This is a genomic window from Bradyrhizobium sp. AUGA SZCCT0431 (genome assembly GCF_018131065.1).
Lineage (GTDB): Bacteria > Pseudomonadota > Alphaproteobacteria > Rhizobiales > Xanthobacteraceae > Bradyrhizobium.
In genome coordinates, this window is the sequence record NZ_JAFCLR010000035.1 from 39,182 (window position 1) to 59,635 (window position 20,454).

A 20,454-nucleotide genomic window follows, 5' to 3' on the forward strand; every position below is an offset into this window, starting at 1 on the left:
TGACTCAGCTGTTTGCGTCATGCGGGAAAGTGGTCGCCGAACATGGGCAATCCGCTCTTCGATTCGGCTTTTGTCGCTTCGTCCTGAAGTACATCCCAATGCTCGGCCAGCACGCCGTTCTCGATCCTCACCACGTCGGCGGCCACCCATGCCGCAGGTTGCCCGTGACCCGAAAAGCGGCCGTGGACGATGACGTAGTCATCCTCCGCCAAAATCAGGCCGGGCTCGTAGCGCAGGCTGTCGGGAAGGCTGCGGATAAGCCCGAACAGCCCTTCGCGACCGGGTTCGATGTGGGCGCTGTGCTGAATGTACTTGTCGGACCAGAAGCGGGATGCCGCATCGTAGTCACGTTTATTGAACAGCGTGTCGAATGCTTCGAGCACGAGTACCTTGTTTTGCTCCGGTGTGGTCCTGATCATGTGTTGTCCTTCGCTTTTCGACGGAATAGCAGTCTGGATCGATCCGGCGCGAGTCATCGCGACCAACGCGACTGTGATCACGCTGAACAGGGAGATCACGCCCGCGCCAAGGTTGACGGCGAAACCGAGCCCGTGCGCAGTCGCCACCGCACCGAGAAGCAGCGAGACGGCACCCAACGACACATAAGCCAGCAAATAGATTGCCGAGAGCACGCCGCCGCGGTGCTCGGCCGGCGCCGCGCTGTTGATCGTCTGCAGGCCGCCGAAAAACAGCAGACTATATCCGGCGCCGGAGATCGCCGTAGCGGCGAGGAAGACTGGCAAATGATGATGAGCGACCGCCGCCGCCAGCAGCACCATGCCTAGTGCGGATGCGGCAGCGCCACCGGTCATCGCGGCCCGAGGTTGCAGCCTCCTCGCGCCAATCCCGACCACGGCCGAGGCGATCGCGAATAGGGAAAGAGCCGCGCCGTTCACGAGAGCGTTGGGCGATCCAACGAGATCGCGGGCAACCTGACTTCCGAGCGACAGGATCAGTACGCCGTGTGTGTAGGCAGTAGTTACCGCCGCCGCCGCGATCGCGAAAACGTTGCGCAAATGGTTCGGTATGAAGGGAGTTTTGGGACGCCAGCGGCCCAGGGCTTCGCTGCCGGTATGGCGCGGCAGGAACCATGCCGTGGCAAACAGCGCAGCCAGGACTGCGGACAGCACCCAAAAGTTCAGCCGCGTGGGCAGCGGAGCATATTGAACGAGGGCGCCGCCGAGCAGCAGTGCTGCTCCGAAACCGACGGCTTGGGCGGCATTTGTGATCGTGGCCGCGCGCTTCGCCGCTCCCTGGCCGCTGAATTCCACCATCGCAGCAGTCGACGCGCCCGCGGTAAGGCCGACGCCGATGCCCATGAATGCGCGCCCCGCAAACAGCCAGAGCACATCGGGCGCCTGCGCCAAGAGCAGGGTGCCAAAGAGCGAAGCGCCGACACCCCACAGGATTGCGGCGCGACGGCCGACATAATCGGACACATCGCCGAAGCCCACCAGAACGGCAGCTACGACAATAGGATAGATGGCGAAGACCCCGGTCGTAACCGTGTGGGTGAGATGCCACTCCTCGGCAAACAGCGGATAGGTCATCGCCGGCGCAGCGCTGGTCCAAAAGGTGTGCGCGACCACGCCGGCCGCAACCCAGAAGCTTGCGCGTTGCCCAAGCTCGTACGGTGCGGAGTTCCGCTGGGTACAGCAGCCGGGCCGGTGAGGCCCGCAAGCGGCTGGAGACAGAAGGGGATCCTTGATCATCGCTTTACTCCCGGCGCTCCCGGCGTTCCAACTTCACAGGTTCGAGCCGCCATCGACGCGGATGATATCGCCGGTGATCCATCGGGCATCTTCGGATGCCAGGAAGGCGATAACGCCGCCGATGTCGTTGGGCTGCGCGAGGCGCTTCAGTGCCTGAATGCCCAGCGCGAAGTCGCGGCCCGCGTCTGTCCTCGTGAAGTTCAACATGTCCGTCTCGACGACACCGGGTGCGACGGCATTGACACGGACACCGCGCGCGCCAAGCATCGAGGCGAAATGCTTCACCAGGGTGTCGATGGCGCCCTTGGTTGCCGCATACGCGGGTTCCGTTCCAACAACGGCGCGCGCCGCGAGCGATGAGAGGAAAACGATGCTGCTTCCCTTGCACATGATCGGAAGCAGCTGCTGCACAAGAAAGAATGGTGCGCGGACGTTGACTGCGAACAGCCTGTCGAAATCCTCGACCGTCGTTTCCTCGATGGTCGCCGCTTTCAAGATCCCTGCGTTGGCGACAAGGATGTCGAGGCGATCTCCGACAATACTGCGGACCTGCCTGGCAAGCTTGCCGGCGCCGTCCGCGGCGGCAAGGTCCGTCGCTATGGCATCCGCTCGGCCGCCGGCTGTGGCGATCTCTGCGACAACATCGTTGGCTTCCTTCGCGCCGCGGCCGTAATGCACGAGAACCTGGGCGCCGGCGGCGGCAAGCGCGAGTGCGCTGGCGCGTCCGATGCCGCGCGAACCGCCGGTAACGAGCGCAGTTTTGCCGGTCAGGGTAGCCATGATCGTCGTCCTTGGTCGTTGCCGCGGCGGCTAAGTGACCGCTTCGTATCCTCACACGCCTCGGCGCTCGTCCGCCGACAGGAACATCGAGACATGACGGACGAAGAGTTCGGGATACTGGTACTGCGAGCCGTGATTGGCGTCGGGGTAGAGGATGAGTTGGGCGTTCGGCAGGTGCTGCTGCAGGATGAACGAGTTCACCGAGTAGACGATCACGTCCTTGCCGCCGTTCACCACCAGCGTCGGCTGGCTGATCGCCTTGAGATAGGCGTACGACCCTTTGAACTGAATGCCCCATTTGCCTAACGCTTCGAGTTGTGCGGGTGCCACCTTTTCGTTGACCTCCGGGTCCCGGTTTTCTTTGCGCAGGCGGAACCGCTTGAGAAAGTCGTGGCCGGCTGCCTGACTTGCTTCCGACCGGGTGAAATGGACGGCGAGCCAGAGGTGGTCGGGTTCTTGGTAGGTTGCGCCGAAAATCTGCTGCGCTTCGGGCGTCAGATTGGCCATACCCTCGCCCCCGCGTGGTCCGGTCCCGACAAGGACCAACTTGCGAACGAGGCCCGGCGCCTGGCCGGCGATCTCCTGAGCAACGAGGCCACCGATGGAGAAACCCAGCACGTCGACCCTTGACAGACCCAGCGCTCCAATGAAGGCGATGGCGTTGGCGGCCATACCCTCGATCGAAGTTGGCACTTGCCCTGAACTGCTGGCGACGCCGGCATTATTGAACAGGATGACTTCGCGCTCGTTCGCGAGTCCGTCGGTCACCGCCGGATCCCAATGGTCCATCGTCCCGGTGAAGTGCTGGTTGAAGACGAGCGGCACGCCCGATGCATTGCCAAAGCGGCGATAGGCAAAGCGGATGCCGTTAGCTTCGACGAATTGCGTCGGCGCGGTCTGGTGGGTGTGAATCATCTGGTCGAGCCTTTTCACTCAGTGGGTACCGCATCCGGTAGGAGCGCCAGGGCCGCTCTCGCGCAATCGATGTCGTTCTGCACCACGGGCGCTCCGCTCACCCCGATCGCCCCGACAACCTCGCCGTTCACCTTGATGGGAAACCCGCCACCCCACGCCGCTACACGCGCAAGCGTGGGGATGCCGGCCAAAAGGGACGGGTCGCCCTGGATAAAGTTGAAAAAGTCCTGAGTGGAGACGCCGAATAGAGCGGTGTACGCCTTCTTTTGCGCAATCTCGATGGTAGGCATCGAGGCCCCATCCATCCGGCTAAAGGCCTTGAGATTGCCGCCGTCATCGAGGATCGCCACGTTCTCGCTGACGCCAAGTTCTCTGGCTTTTGCCACTGCTGCATCCACCATTTTCTGTGCCAGCTCAGAAGAGATGCTGTGTTTCTTCACAACGTTAGCCATTGGATTAACTCCTCAGTTGATATGCACTGCGCGCTTATCGGGTGTGGGTCGTAATAATCGACTCCCTTGCGCATCCCTGGTGCCGCAAGTGATCACATGGCGGTTTTGCCGCCGTTGATCCTGATGATCTGGCCGGTGACGAAGGAAGCTTTGTCTGAAGCGAGGAACACGATAGCGTCGGCGATCTCTTCCGGCTTCGCACCGCGTTTAAGCGGTATGGCAGCATAGAACGCCGCCTTTTTGTCGGGCGTCCCGGTCAGACGTTCGAGCATCGCGGTCTCGGTCGGACCAGGCGCGACGGCATTGACGCGCACGCCGGAAGGGGCGGCTTCGAGAGCGGCGGATTTCGTGAGACCTTCCACCGCGTGCTTGCTTGCGGTGTAGAGCGCTAAATTCGCCGCACCGCGCTCGCCCATGGTCGAAGAAATATTGATGATGCTGCCTGAGCCTTGCGGCTGCATGACCCGCAGTTCGTGCTTCAAGCTCAGGAGCGTGCCAAGCACATTGGTGTCGAACATCCCTGCATAGCTCTCGGACGTCTGCTCGGCCAGCGGGCCAGGTTTTCCTTCGGTGCCGGCATTGTTGACCGCGACATCCAGGCGGCCGAAGCGCGCGACAGTCTGTTCGACAAGGTTGCGCACCTGGTCTTCGTGGCGCACGTCCGCCAGAATGAAGGCGGCTTCAACGCCGAGGCTACGAAGCTCGGCTTCGAGTGCCTTGCCTTCGGCCTCGCGGCGGCCGGACGCAACGACCGTTGCGCCTTCCTTGGCAAAGGCCAATGCCGTGGCACGACCGATGCCGGTCAGAGCGCCGCTAATGAGGATAACAGGAGCGCCCATAGCGGTCGTCCTCTGAATCTTGTTGTTGACCTAAGACGTATGCGAAGCCGTGGCTTTCGGGCGCGGAGCAAGCTTCAGCGCCAAAACATGGTCAGTTGGCGCTGTGTCCGCCGTCGACGTTGAGGACGTGGCCGGTGATGAACCTGCCTTCGTCCGAACCGAGGAACACGATGCCGTCGGCAACCTCCTCGGAGAGGACGAGCCGACCGAGCGGAACCTGGGTCACCAGGGCCGCCTTGTTCTCCGCCGTGCCAGTAAAGCGGGTCAGCATGCCGGTGTCCGTGGGGCCAGGCCCGACGGCGTTCACGCGAATCCCCGATTTGCCGAGTTCGAGCGCTACCGACTTGGTAATGCCTTCGACGGCATGCTTGGCGCCGACGTAGATCGAGGCATAGGGCGCGCCCCTGTGCCCATAGGTCGAGGAGATATTGATGATGCTGCCGCTGCCCTGGGCCTGCATGGCGCGCACTTCGTGCTTCATGCTCAGGACCACGCCGAGAACGTTGGTCTCGAACGTCGCGGCAAAGCTTTCCGCGGTCTGGTCCGTGATCGGGCCGACCGCACCTTCGGTGGCGGCATTGTTCACCGCGACATCGAGACGGCCAAACCGCGCGACGGTCTTGTCGACCATAGCGCGGACGTCATCCTCCTTGCGGACGTCGGTGTTGATGAACTCGGCCTCGGAACCGAACGAGCGCAGCTCCTTGACGAGCGCCTGGCCGGCCTCATCACGCCGGCCGGCAACGACCACCTTCGCGCCCTTCTTGGCGAAGGCGACGGCAGCGGCGCGACCAATGCCGGTCAAGGCACCCGTGATCAATACGACTGGGTTGCTCATTTGTGATCCTCGCAATTTGCTGCCCTACCGGCAGAGCATGGAACCGGATACCTATGGCCGCGGCTTTTAGAGACCGAGATCAGTCTCAGGTGCCCTCGTTGAAAGCCATGTAGGCTCCTCTGGCGCTCCCGAAAAAGACTTTGTAAGCTGGGGGGCATGCCTTCGCGATATGGAGAGCGCTATGGAGCTACGGCACCTTCGCTATTTCATCGCGGTCGCCGAAGAGGGCAGCCTGACGCTCGCGGCCGAAAAACGGCTGCACACCGCGCAGCCTTCGCTGAGCCGGCAAATCCGCGATCTCGAATACGAGGTCGGCGTTCAACTGATGAGCCGCAGCGTGCACGGCATCGAGTTGACCGCCGCTGGTCGCGCCTTTCTCGACCATGCGCGGCTGGCGCTCACCCAAGCCGATGCAGCCAAGGAAGCAGCGCGGCGGGCGGCGCAACCCGCCAAGCCGACCTTCGCTCTAGGGTTTCTCACGGGGAAAGAAATAGATTGGTTGCCTGAAGCGCTGCGCATCCTTCACGATGAACTGCCCAATATAGAGGTCACGGTCTCAAGCCAGAATTCCCCGGACCTCGCTGACGCCTTGATGCGGGGGAGGCTCGACGCCGCGTTCATGCGGCCGGAAGAGCGGGCGGACGAGCTGGTTTACAGGCGTGTGATTACGGAGCCGTTCGTCGTGATATTCCCCAGCGACCACCGCCTTGCCGTGCGTGACTCCGTTGAGCTGCGAGAGATCGTGGGCGAAACATTCATCATACCATCGAAGACGGCCCCAACCTCGCGCGCTGTGATCGAGGACTACCTGAAGCGATCCGGCCTGGATATCGTTCCGGATCACGAGGTGGACAACATTACCCATGCGGTGTCCATGATCGCGTCGACCGGCGCCGTAGCACTGCTGCCCGCGTACCCAAGTAATCTTCTTCCTTGGTCCGTGACCAGCCGTCCGCTGGTGGGTGAAGCGCCAACGATTGATCTGGTCCTAGGTTACAACAAAGCAAACACCTCGCCGATTCTCAAACTTCTCCTCTCCAGAATTGATGACTTGACCGCCCAAATATCCAGCAAGGCGCGCCGGATGACCGGACCGGGATCGGCCGCTCCGAAGCGATGACGCACATGCAGGCTGTGGCGGTGGAACCATGGCAGACCCTCGGTCCAGACCACGAACGTCCGCCAAAAAGAAGTCGTCCGTCTTGAAGCCGAAGGCGGCGAAGGTCAGCCGACCGCAGAGCTAGGGCCGACAACCCGCCCCCTTTCCCGCGTGCAGCGTTATGTCTCGGCCTTGGCAGCCGCGGCAGAACTCCAAAGCGAGCCGGGATTGGCGCGATCAGGGTAAAGCTCCAGCATCCGGTCATAGAACTCGCGGGCGGTTGTTGTCGCGTCATTCAACCGAATGAAGTTGCGGATGTACTGGCGCGTTTCTTCCACATTTTTCGGACTGTCCTCGTTGCCGGGAATCTTATGTCCCGCAACAACCGCTGACGCTTTCAGCGCTTCGATTTTGTCAAGCGCGGCAATCCATTCCAGCCTGGTTTGCCGGTTCGACTCGTTGAGAAATGGATGAATGCCGTTATAGACGGCATCGCCGGCGACGACCAATTCGATCGATGGAACGTGAAGACACGTCGTATCATCAGTGTCGGTATGCCCGACTCGTACAACGACTAATTTGCTTCCTTCCAAATCAATCTCATTGCCTTCCAACGGATCCGCGATGGAAATGAGATCTGGAATTTGATTTGGGAACAGCTTGCGCCATCGGCTGTTCAATTTTTCCGGCGTAATCTGAAGCTTCATTTTTGCCACGACATCGGGTGTCGCCAGTGCTTTCAGGTCTGGGAATCGATCCTGCAGCACCTTTATCCCAAAAAAGTGATCCCCATGTGCATGCGTGACGTAAATTGCCTTCAGCGTCTTTCCGCTCGCAACGATGACGTCTGCCAAACCGTTGCACTGCTCTACCGTAAGGAAGGTATCGACGAGTACCGCGTCTTGCTCTCCGTAGATCAGCGTCGCCGAATTGGCCACCCACATCAGGGGCTCCTTGCCGGGCGGCACATCGCGGTTCAGGCCCGGACGAGTGACGGTGAATACCTTGTACCTCAATGGAGGTGCCTTGCTATCCGAACTTGCCACCGCTGCTCCCGGCATCATCGGAAGCATAACCAGGGAAGCCAGCTTCATCATATCGCGACGGTTCATACCAACCTCGTATCATTTGGCCGCCTTCACGCGTCGTGACGGCGCAGAAACTCGGTAGCCAAGGAGAGAAATTCATCGGCTCCCTCGAAGTAGGCCAGGTGCCCGGCACTAATCTGTCGGCCCATCGCGCCGGGAATACTCGCGGCCAACTCGGGTGTCTGCGTGACGATCTGATCGTGAGCACAGTTAATTACAAGCGTGGGGCTTGTAACGCTTCTGGCTTGTTCGCTTACATCGACAGCCAGATCCAGTTCGACCTGACGTGTAATCCCCTCCCAATTGGCGAGAGGCATGTACCGTTGGATCATGCCTTCGATGGTCGAAGCGCCGACGCTCGAAACAAACGCCGGCGTGAGTCCGGCGATCAGGAGTAGCCTCAGAAAGGCGTCGCGGTTGGTCCGGAGCAGGTCGAGCCAGAGTTCGAATTGAAGCTTGAGCCGCGGCTCTGCGCCCCGCGAAAAGCCGGCGACCACAATGAGGGATCGAACCAGATCCGGGGAACTGGCCGCAAGCTGAATGGCAATCGCCGCTCCCAGGGAATGACCGACCAGATCGAACCGGTCTACACCTGACGCGCGGGCCACTTCCCTTACCTGCCGCGCAAGTTTTCGCAGGGTAAGTGCGCTGCCGTCATCGATCGTGTCTCCGGAGCCCGAGTAATCCAAACTGATCACGGTTCGATGTTTGCTTAACTCTGCGATCACTGGGCCCCAATGCGCATCCAGGGCGGCCGTGCCGTTTACGAGCACGACAGCAGGACCGCGCCCGTGCAATCGATATGCGACACGCGCATCATCGACGTTTACCACGCTTGTAGTTGCCACAAATTCACCCTTTCCATTGTTCGGATGATAGTCGTCATCTAATTGATGCGTGTCGCGCTTGATGGCAAGTCAAGGCGTCGTGAGGACGCTCGGGCAGAGGTGTAATCGTCGTGATCCTGAGCACGGGCCCGCGCGGGCAATCAAGCGGCGAACTCGATGCCGCCTGCGTCGTCTACGGCGCGTACGTAGGCGACGTAGCCGTCCGGACGGACAAGCATTGAAGCGAAGTTGCCGAGCAGGCCGTCGTTGGCGCCAGGTGCCACGCTGACGATGTTGATTTCGTCCCTGACGGGCTTTGCGTTGCTCTCCGCAGCGACTTGCAACAGGACCCAGCGGCCTTCCTGGAGATAGGGGTAGAGGGTCGTGCGCGAGCCGTCCCTCAACACGAGATCCCGGTCGGAAAGACGATGCCCGCTCACACCTTTCCGGTGTTCCCAATTGTGCTCCGCCCGAAACAGCGGTTCTGGATAGGCGACGCCAAAGCCGGAGAGCTGATCCGAGAGCTGGCGGTTGACCTCCGGCACGCGAAGAAAGCCGCTGAGCATGCGCCGCAGAGCCAAGGCCGGAGGATCAAATGCGGAGAACAGCGCGAATTGCGCGAGCGTGTCATCCTGGAGCGCCTCGCCGATCGGTCTACGTTCCGACTGATAGCTATCGAGTATCCCGTCAGACGCGGTACCGTGTATAACACTCGCCAGTTTCCAGCCGAGATTCATGGCGTCCTGGATGCCGACGTTCATTCCCTGACCGCCCATCGGCGGGTTAATGTGAGCGGCATCGCCAGCCAGGAAGATCCGTCCTTTCCGATAGCACTCGGCGAGGCGCGATTCATCCGTGAAGCGCGATATCCAAACAGGATCGCGCGGACGGAGATCCCTGCCGAAAATGCGGGCCGCGCAAGCCGCGACCTCGGCGAGCGATACCAGCTCGGAGGATGCCAGATAGGGTGACGATGCATCAATGACGCCAATTCTATGATGAACACCATCGCCACGTGGCGCGAGAACCAAACCGCCAGCCTCGTTGACCAGGGTGAGGACCGGTTTCTCTGGTGGCGCATCAAGCGCGACGTCTGCCAATGTCATTGCGTGCCGTGCCGGATGACCGACAAAATCGATGGCTAAGGCTTTCCTTACGATACTGCGAGCGCCATCGGCGCCAGCGGCGTAGCGAGCGGCAAAGCCGAACGGTGTCTCGCCGTTCCGGCCCCGTACGATGACGCTGTCGGCATTCTGCTCAACCTGTTCCACAAGGTGGCCACGCCTGATGTCGACACCCAACTCCAGTGCACGCTCCTCGATGAGCCTTTCGGTCGTCGCCTGCGGCAGGAACAGCGTGAAAGGAAAGCGCGATTCCAATGTCGAGAAATCAAGCAGCGTATCCAGCCCTCCGAAGAAAAACCCAGGGTTCGGACGACCTTGTGAGAGGAAGCGTTCCGCGATCCCACGCAGGGCGAACACCTCCAGGGTTCGACCGTGGAGCGTCAATGCGCGGGATTGGGTGACGCGTTCGGTGCGCCGTTCCAGCACGAGGACTTTCACTTTTGCCAGCGCCAGCTCACACGCAAGCCACAGTCCCACCGGTCCGCCGCCAATGACGACGACGTCAAATTCATTGCTCATGATCATCTCACCACATATCTTACGATGTTAGATATAATCTAACGATGTTAGGGAGATCAAGCAGTGGCAGCCGGTGTGGGCATTCAACAAGAGGTGATCGTACGGGCGGCGCTGACCTTGCTTGATGAGGTTGGGCTGGAGGGTCTCACGATGCGGCGGCTCGCCACCGCCTTGAAGATTCAGGCGCCTTCGCTGTATTGGCATTTTCCCAACAAGCAGGCGTTGCTGGACGGCATGGCGGATGCCATTTTTGGCGCAGTGTCGCTGCCGCGGAATCTCAAGGGGAAGACCTGGGATGTGCGGCTGAAGGCGGTTTTCCGTTCCATCCGGAGGGCTTTTCTCGCCCACCGGGACGGTGCTCGTGTCTTCGCCGGCACGTATGTTCCTACCGACAATGTGCTTCGAGTCGTCGAAGCCATGATGGCGCTGATGCAGGAAGCTGGCGCTTCGCCAAAGCTTTCATCCGACGCAGCCTTCAGCCTCGTCTATTACGTGCTGGGTTTCACGATGGAGGAACAGGGACTGGATCCGCGAACAGGCGGCCCGCTCGATCTCGCGAACCGGCAAGCGGAGTTCGCGAACCTTGCGGCAATGAAGTACCCAAGCATCCACGCGGCTTTGCACCGTATGTTCGACAACGATCTTGACGATCGCTTCGAAGCAGGACTCGATCTGCTGATCAGCGGGCTAAGGGCCCGGATCGATACCCGATCGTAATTCCGTTCTCGCGGACCGACTGGCCATAGCTGTGCACCCCATATTTTAGCCGGGCGCCTTCTTGCACCCGAATGACGACGGTGCACCGTGCGGCTATCGCGGTTGGGTTTGTGCTGCAGCCTAGCCAAAGCGCCGATCCCGCAGACGGCCGCTTTGCGCCAAACCCGGAAGTCGCGTTTTTCAGCCGAGCGGCATTCCGAGCATGGACTTGGGTCGGATGGCACGGAGGTCGCGGTCAGCATAGGCTCGATAGAGTTGAAACAGCCGACCTACTCCTCACGATACACAGTGAGCGTTCGGTAAGCGATCTAGCGCTGGTCAGCGTATACGGCGCAGGCGTCAGTTTGAATGTCGCATGTTCGCAGCCGCTTCCGCGACTTGAGTCTCGCGCATCGCGCGCCGTTTGGTTGAGTCGGCCAACACGGCTGCCACGATCTCCGGTGGCGAAGTATAAGGCGTGCCTCCCGTGAACGGAGGCGCCGGATCGTACTCCATGGCAAGCTGGATCTTGCGAGCAACCTTTTCGCCAGCGAGGTCACCCACTACGCGGAGTGCCATGTCGATGCCTGAAGTTACTCCACCTGACGTGTAGATATTGCCATCAACGGTCATTCGATCGTTCGAAACCGTCGCGCCAAAATTTGTAAGGAGGTCGCGGGCCTGCCAGTGCCCGCCAGACCGGCGGCCAACCAGAAGACCAGCCGCCCCAAGCAGCAAGGAGCCGGTGCAAACGCCAAAGACGTATTGAGAGTGGGCCGCTTCCCGTTTGACGTATGCGACCCACGCGGGATCAAGCATCGCCGTATCGATTCCCGTGCCTCCAGGGATAACAATAATATCGCTCTTTTTGGCGGTCTCGCGTGTGACATTCGGGACTAAACGAAGTCCACGGTCTGTTCGCACGGGATCCATTGTTGCCGCAACAAGATCGACGGTCCATCCCGGCGTGCGAGAAAGGACTTCGAATGGACCGGTAATGTCGAGCTGTACCATGTCGGGCACGGTGACGATATTGCAATGCATCGGTCGTTTCATCGATGGTTTGCCCGGACCGTCTTCCGCCGCCTGGACAACATTGCTGCTGCGACTGAGCGCCGAAGCGGAAATTGCGAAAGCCAAGGCATCACGCCGTGTTAGTTTCATCTGTATCTCCGCTCAAGAACTTGACAGAACCGTTTCCCTGGCAAACATGTATGTATGTCTCGTTCATGATCAGCGGCTTGTATATGTCAAACAAGCGACAGAAACTGCCACGAAGAACGTTTTTGATATTGGCGTTTAACGGCGTTCAGATCATTGACATCGCGGGGCCCGCCCAGGTTTTGAGCACTGCGAACGAAGAAGGTGCGGACCCACCTTACGATGTCCGAATCGTTGCGCTTCAAGCTGGTTTGATCGAGAACGCATCCGGTTTCGCTATATTGGCCGGCGAAATTCCAGAAGAGGGCGCGGTGGACACGCTCGTGGTTCCCGGGGGGCCTGGTGTTCATAACCTCCGAAAGAATCCGTTGGCAAGCATTGCACTTAATGAATTGAGCCAACGCGCCGCACGGGTTTGCTCTGTTTGTACGGGCGCCTTCCTTCTGGCGGAGGCAGGCATTTTGGACGGTCGCCGGGCAGTCACGCACTGGCGCTCCTCCAATCAGTTGGCCCGAGACTTTCCTAATGTGAAGGTTGATCCCGAGCCACTATTCCTGAACGACGGACCCGTATGGACGACGGCTGGCGTGACCGCTGGTATCGACCTGATGTTGAACCTGGTGCAGCAAGACCATGGTGCGGCACTTTCCGCGCGCGTCGCCCGCCGCCTCGTCGTCTATATGCGGCGAGCTGGCGGTCAGAAGCAGTATAGTGAGCCTCTGGCGTTACAGGCGGCGAGCGGGGCCCCCTTCGATGCCTTGAGTTGCCAGATTGCAGGCGATCCTTGCTTGCAGTGGACCGTGGAGAAAATGGCTGAGGTTGCTGGCCAGTCGCTGCGAACTTTTCATCGCCGGTTCGAAGCGGCTACGGGCCAGTCTCCTGCCAAGGCGGTCGAGAAGATCCGGTGCGATCTCGCACGGTCGCTTCTTCACACGACAGATCTGAGTCTTGGGCAGATTGCCGATCGCACAGGGCTAGGCTCTGAGACTCAGCTTAGACGTGCGATGACCCGACAGTTCGGCGTAAATCCGAGCGAGATGCGTGACCGGTTTACATAATTGCGCACTGATGGAACATAAAGCGCTCGCTGCGTCTATCCGGATAGCATCACAATGGCATGGCCATTTGGTGAGGAAGCTTGGTCCCATAATCAAAAATACACAATGCGATTTTCAAAGTCGCCGGACAAATTGCTCAAGGTCAATGGGAAGCATGCAGACTGCCCTGAGCCAAAAGTCTGGATTGGGTCAATCGCTTCACTTTGACAGAGGACCGGCGACTTCCGAACTTCCTCTGAGAGCGGACATCGTCCCGCCTGGTCGGCACGTCTCAAACCTGCCGAAAATCAAACTTAGGGAATCGCGGCGCTTGGCACCTTTTGAGACATGCCGACCGGCCTGAAGTTGTCCTTTCATCGGGTAGATTGGAAGTAACCGGCGGCTGGTCAGAACGACGCGATTTGCACTTTCCGGACCTTGTCTGGACGACTGGCCGCTTTGCCAGAAGCAGAAGCGGACATTCGAGCGTCCAGCTTTCGACCCAAAACGGTCAGCAACTGTAGGTCTTGAGTGCGGAAAGCATTTGGTGAGATCGTCACGGCCCGCTCTTTGACTCAAACTCGCTGGCGGAAACGGATCATGTAAGTGTCCATCGTGTGATCGGCGACCTGATTCCAGAGATACTGGTCTCCCCGAAACGCGACGAAGTGTTCGTAGACCCGCTTGAACCATGCGTTTTTCTCGGACATTTCCGTGAAGACCTCGTTGGCAGCTTTCCAGCTCGCGTCCATGACTTCAGGCGGAAACGCCTTGAGCACGGCGCCCGCTGCGACGAGGCGTTTTAAGGCGACTGGATTCTGCGCATCATATTTCGCGGACATCCATTGATTCGTCTCCGCAGACGCCGATTGCAGGATGGTCTGATAGAGTTTGGGAAGTTCGCCCCACTTCTGCTGATTGACGAACAGGCCCACGGTTGGCCCGACCTCCCACCAACCGGGATAGTAGTAATACTTTGCCACCTTCACGAAGCCGAGCTTCTCGTCGTCGTGGGGGCCCACCCATTCGGCGGCGTCGATGGTGCCCTTCTCGAGCGCGGGATAGATGTCCCCGCCTGCGATCTGCTGGGGGACGACGCCGAGTTTCGACAGGATGATGCCAGCAAAGCCGCCGACGCGAAACTTCAGGCCCTTGAGGTCGTTGAGGGAATTGATTTCCTTGCGGTACCATCCGCCCATCTGGCAGTTGGTATTTCCTGCAGGCAGGAACAACACGTTGTAGGTCTTGTGAAACTCGTTGATCAGATCAAGCCCACCTCCGTGGTAGAGCCACGCGTTGCGCATCCGGACGTTCATGCCGAATGGCATGTCGGTTCCAAACGTAAAGGTCGGATCTTTGCCGAAGTAGTAGTATGGCGATGTGTGACCGCATTCGACCGTATTGTTCTGGACCGCGTCCAATACCTGCAAGCCGGGCACGATCTCGCCGGCTGCGAACACCTGGATTTTGAACTTTCCATCGCTGAGTTCGCTCACCCGCTGCGCCAGGAATTCGCATCCGCCGTACAGGGTATCCAACGATTTTGGCCAACTGGCCGGCATACGCCATTTGATTTCCGGTGTTGATTGGGCCAGCGCGGGGGCAGCGATTGCAGCGGTGGCTGCCGCGGTTGCTCCCAAGGCCGACGTCTTGAGGAATTTTCTCCGGTTGGTGATGCTCATTAGACGTCCCCCTTATGTTGTTGGTGTTTGCGAAATGCCGCGAAACGCCGATCAATGAATGTGGCTACCGCCATTCACGTCGATCGTCGCTCCGGTGACATAGGTTGAAAGTTGGGAAGCCAGAAACAAGCAGACGCCCGCGATATCCGACGGCTTTCCCGGCCGCCGCAGCGGAATACCCGCGACAATTTCGTCGAATTTATCGCGAGAGAGGTTATCGTCGAGCATCGCGGTCTCGACCATGGAAGGGCAGATGACGTTCGCGCGGATGCCCTGAGGGCCGAACTCGCGCGCGATCGTCTTTGTCAAGCTGACGACGCCGCCTTTGGAGGCGGCATAGTGAGCGCCACCTACAAGGCCGCCGCCCCGCTGCGCGGCGACTGATGCCAGATTGACGATGACGCCAGCTTTTCTGGCGGCGAAGACAGTCAATACGCTTTTGCAGATATTGAAGGTGCCTTTGAGATTAACGTCGAGAATGCGGTCGTAGTCCGCCTCGACGATCGAGAGCATCGACTGTGCCAGCACGATACCCGCGCAGTTCACTAGGCAATCGATGGTGCCAAACCTCGCCACGACTTCCGCTACGACGCGCTCGCAATCCGCAGGGTTCGTGATGTCGCATTTCAGTCCAGCGACGATGGGATCGGAGCCTGTTTTGTTCGCGATCGAGGCCACGATGTCGCTGATGATCCTGTCGTCCATGGCAAGGTCGACGAGCACGAGCCTTGCGCCGTTTTGCGCGAAAAGTTCAGCGGTGGCGTAGCCGATCCCTCTCAGCGAGGACGCGCCGACGATGATGCAAACCTGACCTTGCAGAAGCACCGAGCGCCCTCCCGAGCTATGTCGTTGCGTACAATCACATATGAATTCACTAATTCATATGTAAATCCATTTGACGACCCTGTCCAGACTGCCGTATACATTTTTATTAGCAAATATATTGCATCGCATATAAAATAGGATTTGAGCCGGATGTCAGCCAGACTGCAGAACAAGACTGTCGCTATTACCGGCGGTGCCGGCGGGATTGGTTCAGCGGCAGGCAGGCTGTTCTGCGAAGCGGGCGCACGCGTTGCCTTGATCGACACCGACGCCGTGGCGGCAAGAGAGACAGCAGAGTCCATTCATCGCGAAAATGCCGGTGCCGACATCCGCGCGTTTACGGCCGACCTCGGAGTTGAGGCGGAATCCGGTCGTGTCGTGGGAGAAATCGCGTCGGCCTTCGGGAGCGTTGATGTGCTGATCAACAATGTCGGCATTCGCCGCTATGAGCCGGTGGCAGACGCCCCATGGGGCACCTGGGACGCGATCGTGCGCATCAATCTGTTGAGTTTTGTCGCAATGTCCCGTGCCGTTTTACCTCTCATGCGGACGAAGCAATCCGGCAGCATTGTCAACGTATCGTCTACCTACGCCCTGTACGGCCGAAAAGGCATGGGCGCCTATGATGCGACCAAGGCGGCAGTCCTGGCCCTGACGCGCACACTCGCCTTCGAAGAAGCCGAGCATGGCATTCGGGTCAACGCAGTCTGTCCCGGCTTCACGCGGACGCCATTCCACGTCAACCGCATGGGACAGGAGGCGGTCGACGATCTCGTTCCGCCGTGCGCGCTGAAGCGCTGGGCCCAACCGATCGAACTTGCTTACCCGATGCTTTGGCTTGCTTCTGACGAAGCTTCCTATGTGACATCTGCCACCTTCATGATCGATGGCGGACTGCCCGCCTAGTCCAGTCCTGAACCAGCGCGAAAAGGATCAAACGATGAATATGAAATTCCACCACATGAATTTGTGTTCCGAGAACGTGCCCCGCCTGTCCGAGTTTTACCGCTCGGTATTCGACCTTGGCTCGGTCGACTATCAGCGCGTCAATACCGCCGATGGTTACGGCGGAAACGTCGACTTCGTGACTGACGGAGCGATCGAATTTCACCTGGCGCGCAGGGATGTCGACCTCGGCTTCCGCATGAAGCACATCATCAATCCGCTGGACCGGGGCCACTTCTGCTTTCGAACGGACGACATTCAAGCCTTCAAGCGACGCCTCGAGGAAAAGAAAATCCCCTATTCGGACTACGGAACATGGGCGATGGCCGGCTGGTACCAGATATTCTTCCACGATCCCGACGGCAACATCATCGAGGTGCATCAGACCGGCAAATAATTCCTGATGGCGGCGTTAGGTGATGGGTGTTCGCAGCATCCGATGGTACGTTACTGCTGATCAGCATTTGAACCCGGTTTGTGCAGCCTGCAAATGAGCGATGACCTAAAACTTGCCAAAAAGTCGAGTGAGCCGGAGGGGCCCGTTTATTCGGCACCTGCTCTTGAGAAAGGGCTCGATGTCCTCGAACTCCTCTGCAAGAGCGAAATCCCTCTCTCCCAAAAGGAGATCGGCCAACAGCTCGGACGCAGCACCAGCGAATTATACAGGATGATCACGTCCCTGATGGAGCGTGGCTACATCTTCAGCGTTGACGACAGGTTTCACATCACGACCAAGCTGTTCGAACTCGCGCATATCAACCCCCCGACGCACCGCTTGCTGACCGAAGCGATGCCGCTCATGCAAAAGCTCTCCACCGACCTCGATCAGGCTTGCCATCTGACCGTTTACAGCCTGGGTCGGCAGATCGTCGTGTCGAAGGTCGACGCACCGAGCGGAATGGGCTTCAGCGTCCGTGTCGGCGCCGAACTGGATGTTCTCGTATCGGCATCGGGACGCGTATTGCTGGCCTTTCAGGATGATGAAACGCGGCAAGCCCGCATCGAGGAATCGCTTACTCGGCGGCCGGATCAGGCCGATCTGCAAATCGATGCAACGCTGGATATGGTGAGGGTGCGCGGCTTTGAATCGATTCCGAGCGTTCAGGTCCGTGGTCTCTACGCCGTCAGCTATCCGATCCTGGTTTCCCAGGGTTACGCGATTGCTGCATTGACGGTACCCTATGCCGAGCGCATCGATCGAGTTGATCGGAAGTCGGTTGCGATGGTCGAGGCATCGTTGGGAACCGCAGCGCAGGCTCTCTCCCGAAGAATGGGTGGCGGATAGGTCTGCCCCTGACTCGGCTGCTACTGGCATTTGGCGGGCAACGTCGATCGAACGGAGGTCCGCTTTGCGCCGCTATTGTTGAAAAAGTCGTTTTGGGAAGGCGAACGAAAATTCTTAGAGCCGCTGATGCGTTTTGCGCGCGGCGACGTGAGGGACCATATCGTTTCATCCGAAATCGATCGCGGACCTCCGTAGTGGCGTTGAGAGGCGATGCAACAGCAGAAAGGTCCAAAGATCAACTTTCGCGAGATTTTTAGGGTCGTTCGATTTTCGACTTTTGCAACAATATCCGCCAGAAGCAGCCATTAAAAAACAGACGTGCAGGATGTCCGCTTTCACCCGGAAGCAAAAACGCTCACTCACGCCCTAGGTCAACTTTGTGCCAAAGCCGACATTATTCGATGAGTTCAAGAACGCGCATATCGCCGCCACGTAAGGTTCGGTGAACCGACAGGTGGCGGAGCCCTGCTGTCAACGGAATTACTGGTTTGCCTCTGCGGCGGCGGTGGCCACGTATTTCGTGTAGAATTCAGCAACCCGCGCGCGCCACATGCCGACGAATGCCTCCGATGTCACCTTGTCCACCGATTTCCACGCCTGCTTGAAGGCCGGAAGGGTATTGCCCCAGATCGCGCGTTTGCACCACTTCTCGCCCTTCCGGCCTTCGCTGGTGGCGCACATGGATTTCCAGGCGACGCGATCGGGTTGGCTGACGTGCTCGGCGGCGCCTTCCCAGCCCTGCTGATGGATCAGGTAAAGATCGCTCAAGTCCGGCTTCCGGTGCGTGATCCACTCGAACAGGATGCCTTCGGTAATTACCTTGTAGGCGGCCGCAACGGCGTTGTCTCGGGGACTGCGAATCTGCCCAAAGCCGAATTTGCCGAACTCATACTCGCTCAGCTGAAACAGGCCAATATACGACCCGGTGCGTTGATTGGGGTTGAAACCGGATTCGATCTTGGCAACCGCTTTCATGAAATTAGAATCGAGACCGAAAGCGTCGGAAGCGCGCTTGATCTCGTCGACCGGCGTTCCGACCGGGATGCCTTTGAGTGAACGCAAGACGATCTCCGCCGGCTTCTCGGCGGGCGGCAGTTCGGACCAGACGTAGTAGATTAGATACCGGAAATCCTGCGTCAACAACGCCGTCTTGCGGGCATCCTCGGACGCATCGCGTGCTGCCGGCAGCGGCTGGGCGATATCCTGATGGCCCAGCGACGCCAATTTTGGCCCGATGGGATAATCGGTGATTTCCGCTGCGGCCATCAACGGTCCGGGACCTGCTGACGTCACTGAGCCAGGCTCTGCTCGAAGCGCTATTGCAAGTTTGGCCGATGCCTCCGCGTATAGCGCAGGCACCACCGCGTTCGCTGCCGCTTCCGGGATTGCATCCGGCACCGTCGCGACCGGCCTGTTTTCGCCAGCCAGATAAAATCCTATGAATGCGATAAGACCCACGATGCAGGTGGTCTGCAAAGCCTTCATTGCCCCAACTCCATGGATGGCTTCCGTAAGAAGCCTATTCGCATGTCCTTTGGCCTGTAGTGAGTCCCCATGCAAAATCTTATTATTGGAATGCGGAGCAAGCGAAAGCAGACTCTCAGCTCGCAGCGCGTTGGATCTTTTCCCGCTATTGCCAACAGGCGATATGGAGGCCCCACGGCAACGTATCGATATCGCTCCATCCAGTTCAGGATGGGTCGGTATGGTTAATGATCGGTAAACTTCAGCTGAAGCGGCAGGACAAGGTCAGCTTCGCGCTAGGAGCGGTCGTTCGCCCTCGATAGATAGTCTCCGAGCGGTCAAATAGGCCAACTGACGCCTTCACTTAAGCCGCAACTGCTCCTGATGCGACTTAACTAGGTCATGCATGCTGGTGAACTTGAAATCGAAGTGCGGCATCTGGCCAGGATTCATCGTCGCTCCGAAGCCCTCTTTGTCGTGCCGGCGATAGATCCAGCACGACTTCAGTCCGTGATCGTTTGCCGGCTTGTGATCGTGAAACATGCTTTCGGCCGTGTGCAGGATCTTCTCCTTACGGACGCCGATCTCTCCCATCTTCTCGATCATGTAGTCGAAATTGCGCGCTGAAGGCTTGTACGATCCGACGTCTTCCGCGGTGTAGATCGCGTCGAACTCGACCTGCAGCCTGCGATTGCTCGCCTGGAAGGTCTCGTTGTCCACGTTGGAAAGGATGACGAGCTTGAAATACTTCTTCAGATACTGCAGCGCGCCAGGTGTGTCCTCAAACGCAGGCCAGTTTCCAACCGACCGGCCGTATTCGACGCAATCCTCGTGTGTCAGGTGGACGCCCCACTCCTCGGCGAGACGCTTGTAGACGATCGGCAGCAAGTCCCGATATCGCTTGGCCGGCGTATAGCGCTGCTGGCTGGACTCGTGACGTGCATGCGCCTCCAGTATCTGGTCGCGTGTGAGCGGTCGCTGCGCCCGATCGCTAAGGCCCTTCAGCGCCTCGAACATCCCGGTCTCCCAATCGATCAGCGTGCCATAACAGTCGAAGGTGAGTGCGTCGAAATCCGTGAGCAACATGTCGCTTTCTCCTCGTTTATTGGGTCAGACTATGCACGTCCGACGATAGGGTCGCAGGGCTTTAGACGGCGCAGCACGCA

Annotated in this window: 20 protein-coding genes; 6 read left to right on the plus strand and 14 right to left on the minus strand. The window is 59.2% G+C overall.

Annotated elements, in window-relative coordinates; genetic code table 11:
- Positions 1 to 17 precede the first annotated feature (17 nt).
- The 6 genes from JQ567_RS28095 to JQ567_RS28120 form a co-directional block, all read right to left on the minus strand.
- Positions 18 to 1,712, minus strand: a complete 1,695-nt coding sequence (locus JQ567_RS28095; RefSeq protein ID WP_212441823.1) for an MFS transporter — start codon at positions 1,710 to 1,712, stop codon at positions 18 to 20.
- Between the two features lie 33 nt (positions 1,713 to 1,745).
- Complete coding sequence (locus tag JQ567_RS28100) at positions 1,746 to 2,492, minus strand: SDR family NAD(P)-dependent oxidoreductase (RefSeq protein WP_212441824.1); 747 nt, start codon at positions 2,490 to 2,492, stop codon at positions 1,746 to 1,748.
- A gap of 51 nt (positions 2,493 to 2,543) precedes the next feature.
- Positions 2,544 to 3,425, minus strand: a complete 882-nt coding sequence (locus tag JQ567_RS28105) for an alpha/beta hydrolase (protein ID WP_312017476.1) — start codon at positions 3,423 to 3,425, stop codon at positions 2,544 to 2,546.
- Entirely contained in the window at positions 3,422 to 3,859 is a 438-nt protein-coding gene (locus JQ567_RS28110; protein ID WP_212441825.1) for a heme-binding protein, read from the minus strand. Before JQ567_RS28110 ends, JQ567_RS28105 begins: the two co-directional genes overlap by 4 nt.
- Positions 3,860 to 3,951: 92 nt before the next feature.
- A complete protein-coding gene (locus tag JQ567_RS28115; RefSeq protein WP_212441826.1) occupies positions 3,952 to 4,698 on the minus strand; it encodes an SDR family NAD(P)-dependent oxidoreductase in 747 nt (248 codons plus the stop codon).
- Positions 4,699 to 4,789: 91 nt separating this feature from the next.
- The gene (locus tag JQ567_RS28120; RefSeq protein WP_212441827.1) at positions 4,790 to 5,536 is read right to left on the minus strand and encodes an SDR family NAD(P)-dependent oxidoreductase; all 747 of its coding nucleotides are present in this window, start codon (positions 5,534 to 5,536) and stop codon (positions 4,790 to 4,792) included.
- A gap of 181 nt (positions 5,537 to 5,717) precedes the next feature.
- On the opposite strand from JQ567_RS28120, the gene JQ567_RS28125 reads away from it, so the two are divergent.
- Positions 5,718 to 6,656, plus strand: coding sequence for a LysR family transcriptional regulator (locus JQ567_RS28125; protein WP_212441828.1), 939 nt, complete (start codon positions 5,718 to 5,720; stop codon positions 6,654 to 6,656).
- A gap of 158 nt (positions 6,657 to 6,814) precedes the next feature.
- Here JQ567_RS28125 and JQ567_RS28130 read toward each other — a convergent pair whose 3' ends face one another.
- From JQ567_RS28130 to JQ567_RS28140, 3 genes are all read right to left on the minus strand, one after another.
- Positions 6,815 to 7,747: an MBL fold metallo-hydrolase gene (locus tag JQ567_RS28130; protein ID WP_249165772.1), complete on the minus strand. Its 933-nt coding sequence runs from the start codon at positions 7,745 to 7,747 to the stop codon at positions 6,815 to 6,817.
- 26 nt (positions 7,748 to 7,773) lie between these two features.
- Complete coding sequence (locus JQ567_RS28135; protein WP_212441829.1) at positions 7,774 to 8,556, minus strand: alpha/beta fold hydrolase; 783 nt, start codon at positions 8,554 to 8,556, stop codon at positions 7,774 to 7,776.
- Between the two features lie 155 nt (positions 8,557 to 8,711).
- Positions 8,712 to 10,193, minus strand: coding sequence for an FAD-dependent oxidoreductase (locus tag JQ567_RS28140; RefSeq protein ID WP_212441830.1), 1,482 nt, complete (start codon positions 10,191 to 10,193; stop codon positions 8,712 to 8,714).
- Positions 10,194 to 10,256: 63 nt separating this feature from the next.
- Between JQ567_RS28140 and JQ567_RS28145 the strand changes: the two genes are divergently transcribed.
- A complete protein-coding gene (locus tag JQ567_RS28145; RefSeq protein ID WP_312017477.1) occupies positions 10,257 to 10,910 on the plus strand; it encodes a TetR/AcrR family transcriptional regulator C-terminal domain-containing protein in 654 nt (217 codons plus the stop codon).
- Positions 10,911 to 11,249: 339 nt separating this feature from the next.
- Here JQ567_RS28145 and JQ567_RS28150 read toward each other — a convergent pair whose 3' ends face one another.
- Entirely contained in the window at positions 11,250 to 12,053 is an 804-nt protein-coding gene (locus JQ567_RS28150; RefSeq protein ID WP_212441831.1) for a DJ-1/PfpI family protein, read from the minus strand.
- 50 nt (positions 12,054 to 12,103) lie between these two features.
- Here JQ567_RS28150 and JQ567_RS28155 point away from each other — a divergent pair, with 50 nt between their 5' ends.
- Entirely contained in the window at positions 12,104 to 13,108 is a 1,005-nt protein-coding gene (locus tag JQ567_RS28155; RefSeq protein ID WP_212441832.1) for a GlxA family transcriptional regulator, read from the plus strand.
- 554 nt (positions 13,109 to 13,662) lie between these two features.
- Here the strand turns inward: JQ567_RS28155 and JQ567_RS28160 are convergent.
- Together JQ567_RS28160 and JQ567_RS28165 are read right to left on the minus strand one after the other, a co-directional pair.
- Entirely contained in the window at positions 13,663 to 14,769 is a 1,107-nt protein-coding gene (locus tag JQ567_RS28160) for a TRAP transporter substrate-binding protein (protein WP_212441833.1), read from the minus strand.
- 51 nt (positions 14,770 to 14,820) lie between these two features.
- Positions 14,821 to 15,594 carry an SDR family NAD(P)-dependent oxidoreductase gene (locus JQ567_RS28165; RefSeq protein ID WP_212441834.1) on the minus strand — a complete coding sequence of 258 codons (774 nt, stop codon included), beginning with the start codon at positions 15,592 to 15,594 and terminating at the stop codon, positions 14,821 to 14,823.
- A 150-nt stretch (positions 15,595 to 15,744) separates the two neighbouring features.
- Here JQ567_RS28165 and JQ567_RS28170 point away from each other — a divergent pair, with 150 nt between their 5' ends.
- The 3 genes from JQ567_RS28170 (at position 15,745) to JQ567_RS28180 (ending at position 17,824) form a co-directional block, all read left to right on the plus strand.
- Positions 15,745 to 16,500 carry an SDR family NAD(P)-dependent oxidoreductase gene (locus JQ567_RS28170; RefSeq protein ID WP_249165782.1) on the plus strand — a complete coding sequence of 252 codons (756 nt, stop codon included), beginning with the start codon at positions 15,745 to 15,747 and terminating at the stop codon, positions 16,498 to 16,500.
- Positions 16,501 to 16,534: 34 nt separating this feature from the next.
- Complete coding sequence (locus JQ567_RS28175; RefSeq protein WP_212441836.1) at positions 16,535 to 16,936, plus strand: VOC family protein; 402 nt, start codon at positions 16,535 to 16,537, stop codon at positions 16,934 to 16,936.
- Between the two features lie 93 nt (positions 16,937 to 17,029).
- Positions 17,030 to 17,824 carry an IclR family transcriptional regulator gene (locus JQ567_RS28180; RefSeq protein WP_212441837.1) on the plus strand — a complete coding sequence of 265 codons (795 nt, stop codon included), beginning with the start codon at positions 17,030 to 17,032 and terminating at the stop codon, positions 17,822 to 17,824.
- 480 nt (positions 17,825 to 18,304) lie between these two features.
- On the opposite strand, the gene JQ567_RS28185 is transcribed toward JQ567_RS28180, so the two are convergent.
- Both JQ567_RS28185 and JQ567_RS28190 read right to left on the minus strand, forming a co-directional pair.
- Positions 18,305 to 19,384, minus strand: a complete 1,080-nt coding sequence (locus JQ567_RS28185) for a lytic transglycosylase domain-containing protein (RefSeq protein ID WP_249165773.1) — start codon at positions 19,382 to 19,384, stop codon at positions 18,305 to 18,307.
- Positions 19,385 to 19,648: 264 nt separating this feature from the next.
- A complete protein-coding gene (locus JQ567_RS28190; RefSeq protein WP_212441838.1) occupies positions 19,649 to 20,374 on the minus strand; it encodes a haloacid dehalogenase type II in 726 nt (241 codons plus the stop codon).
- Positions 20,375 to 20,454 lie beyond the last annotated feature (80 nt).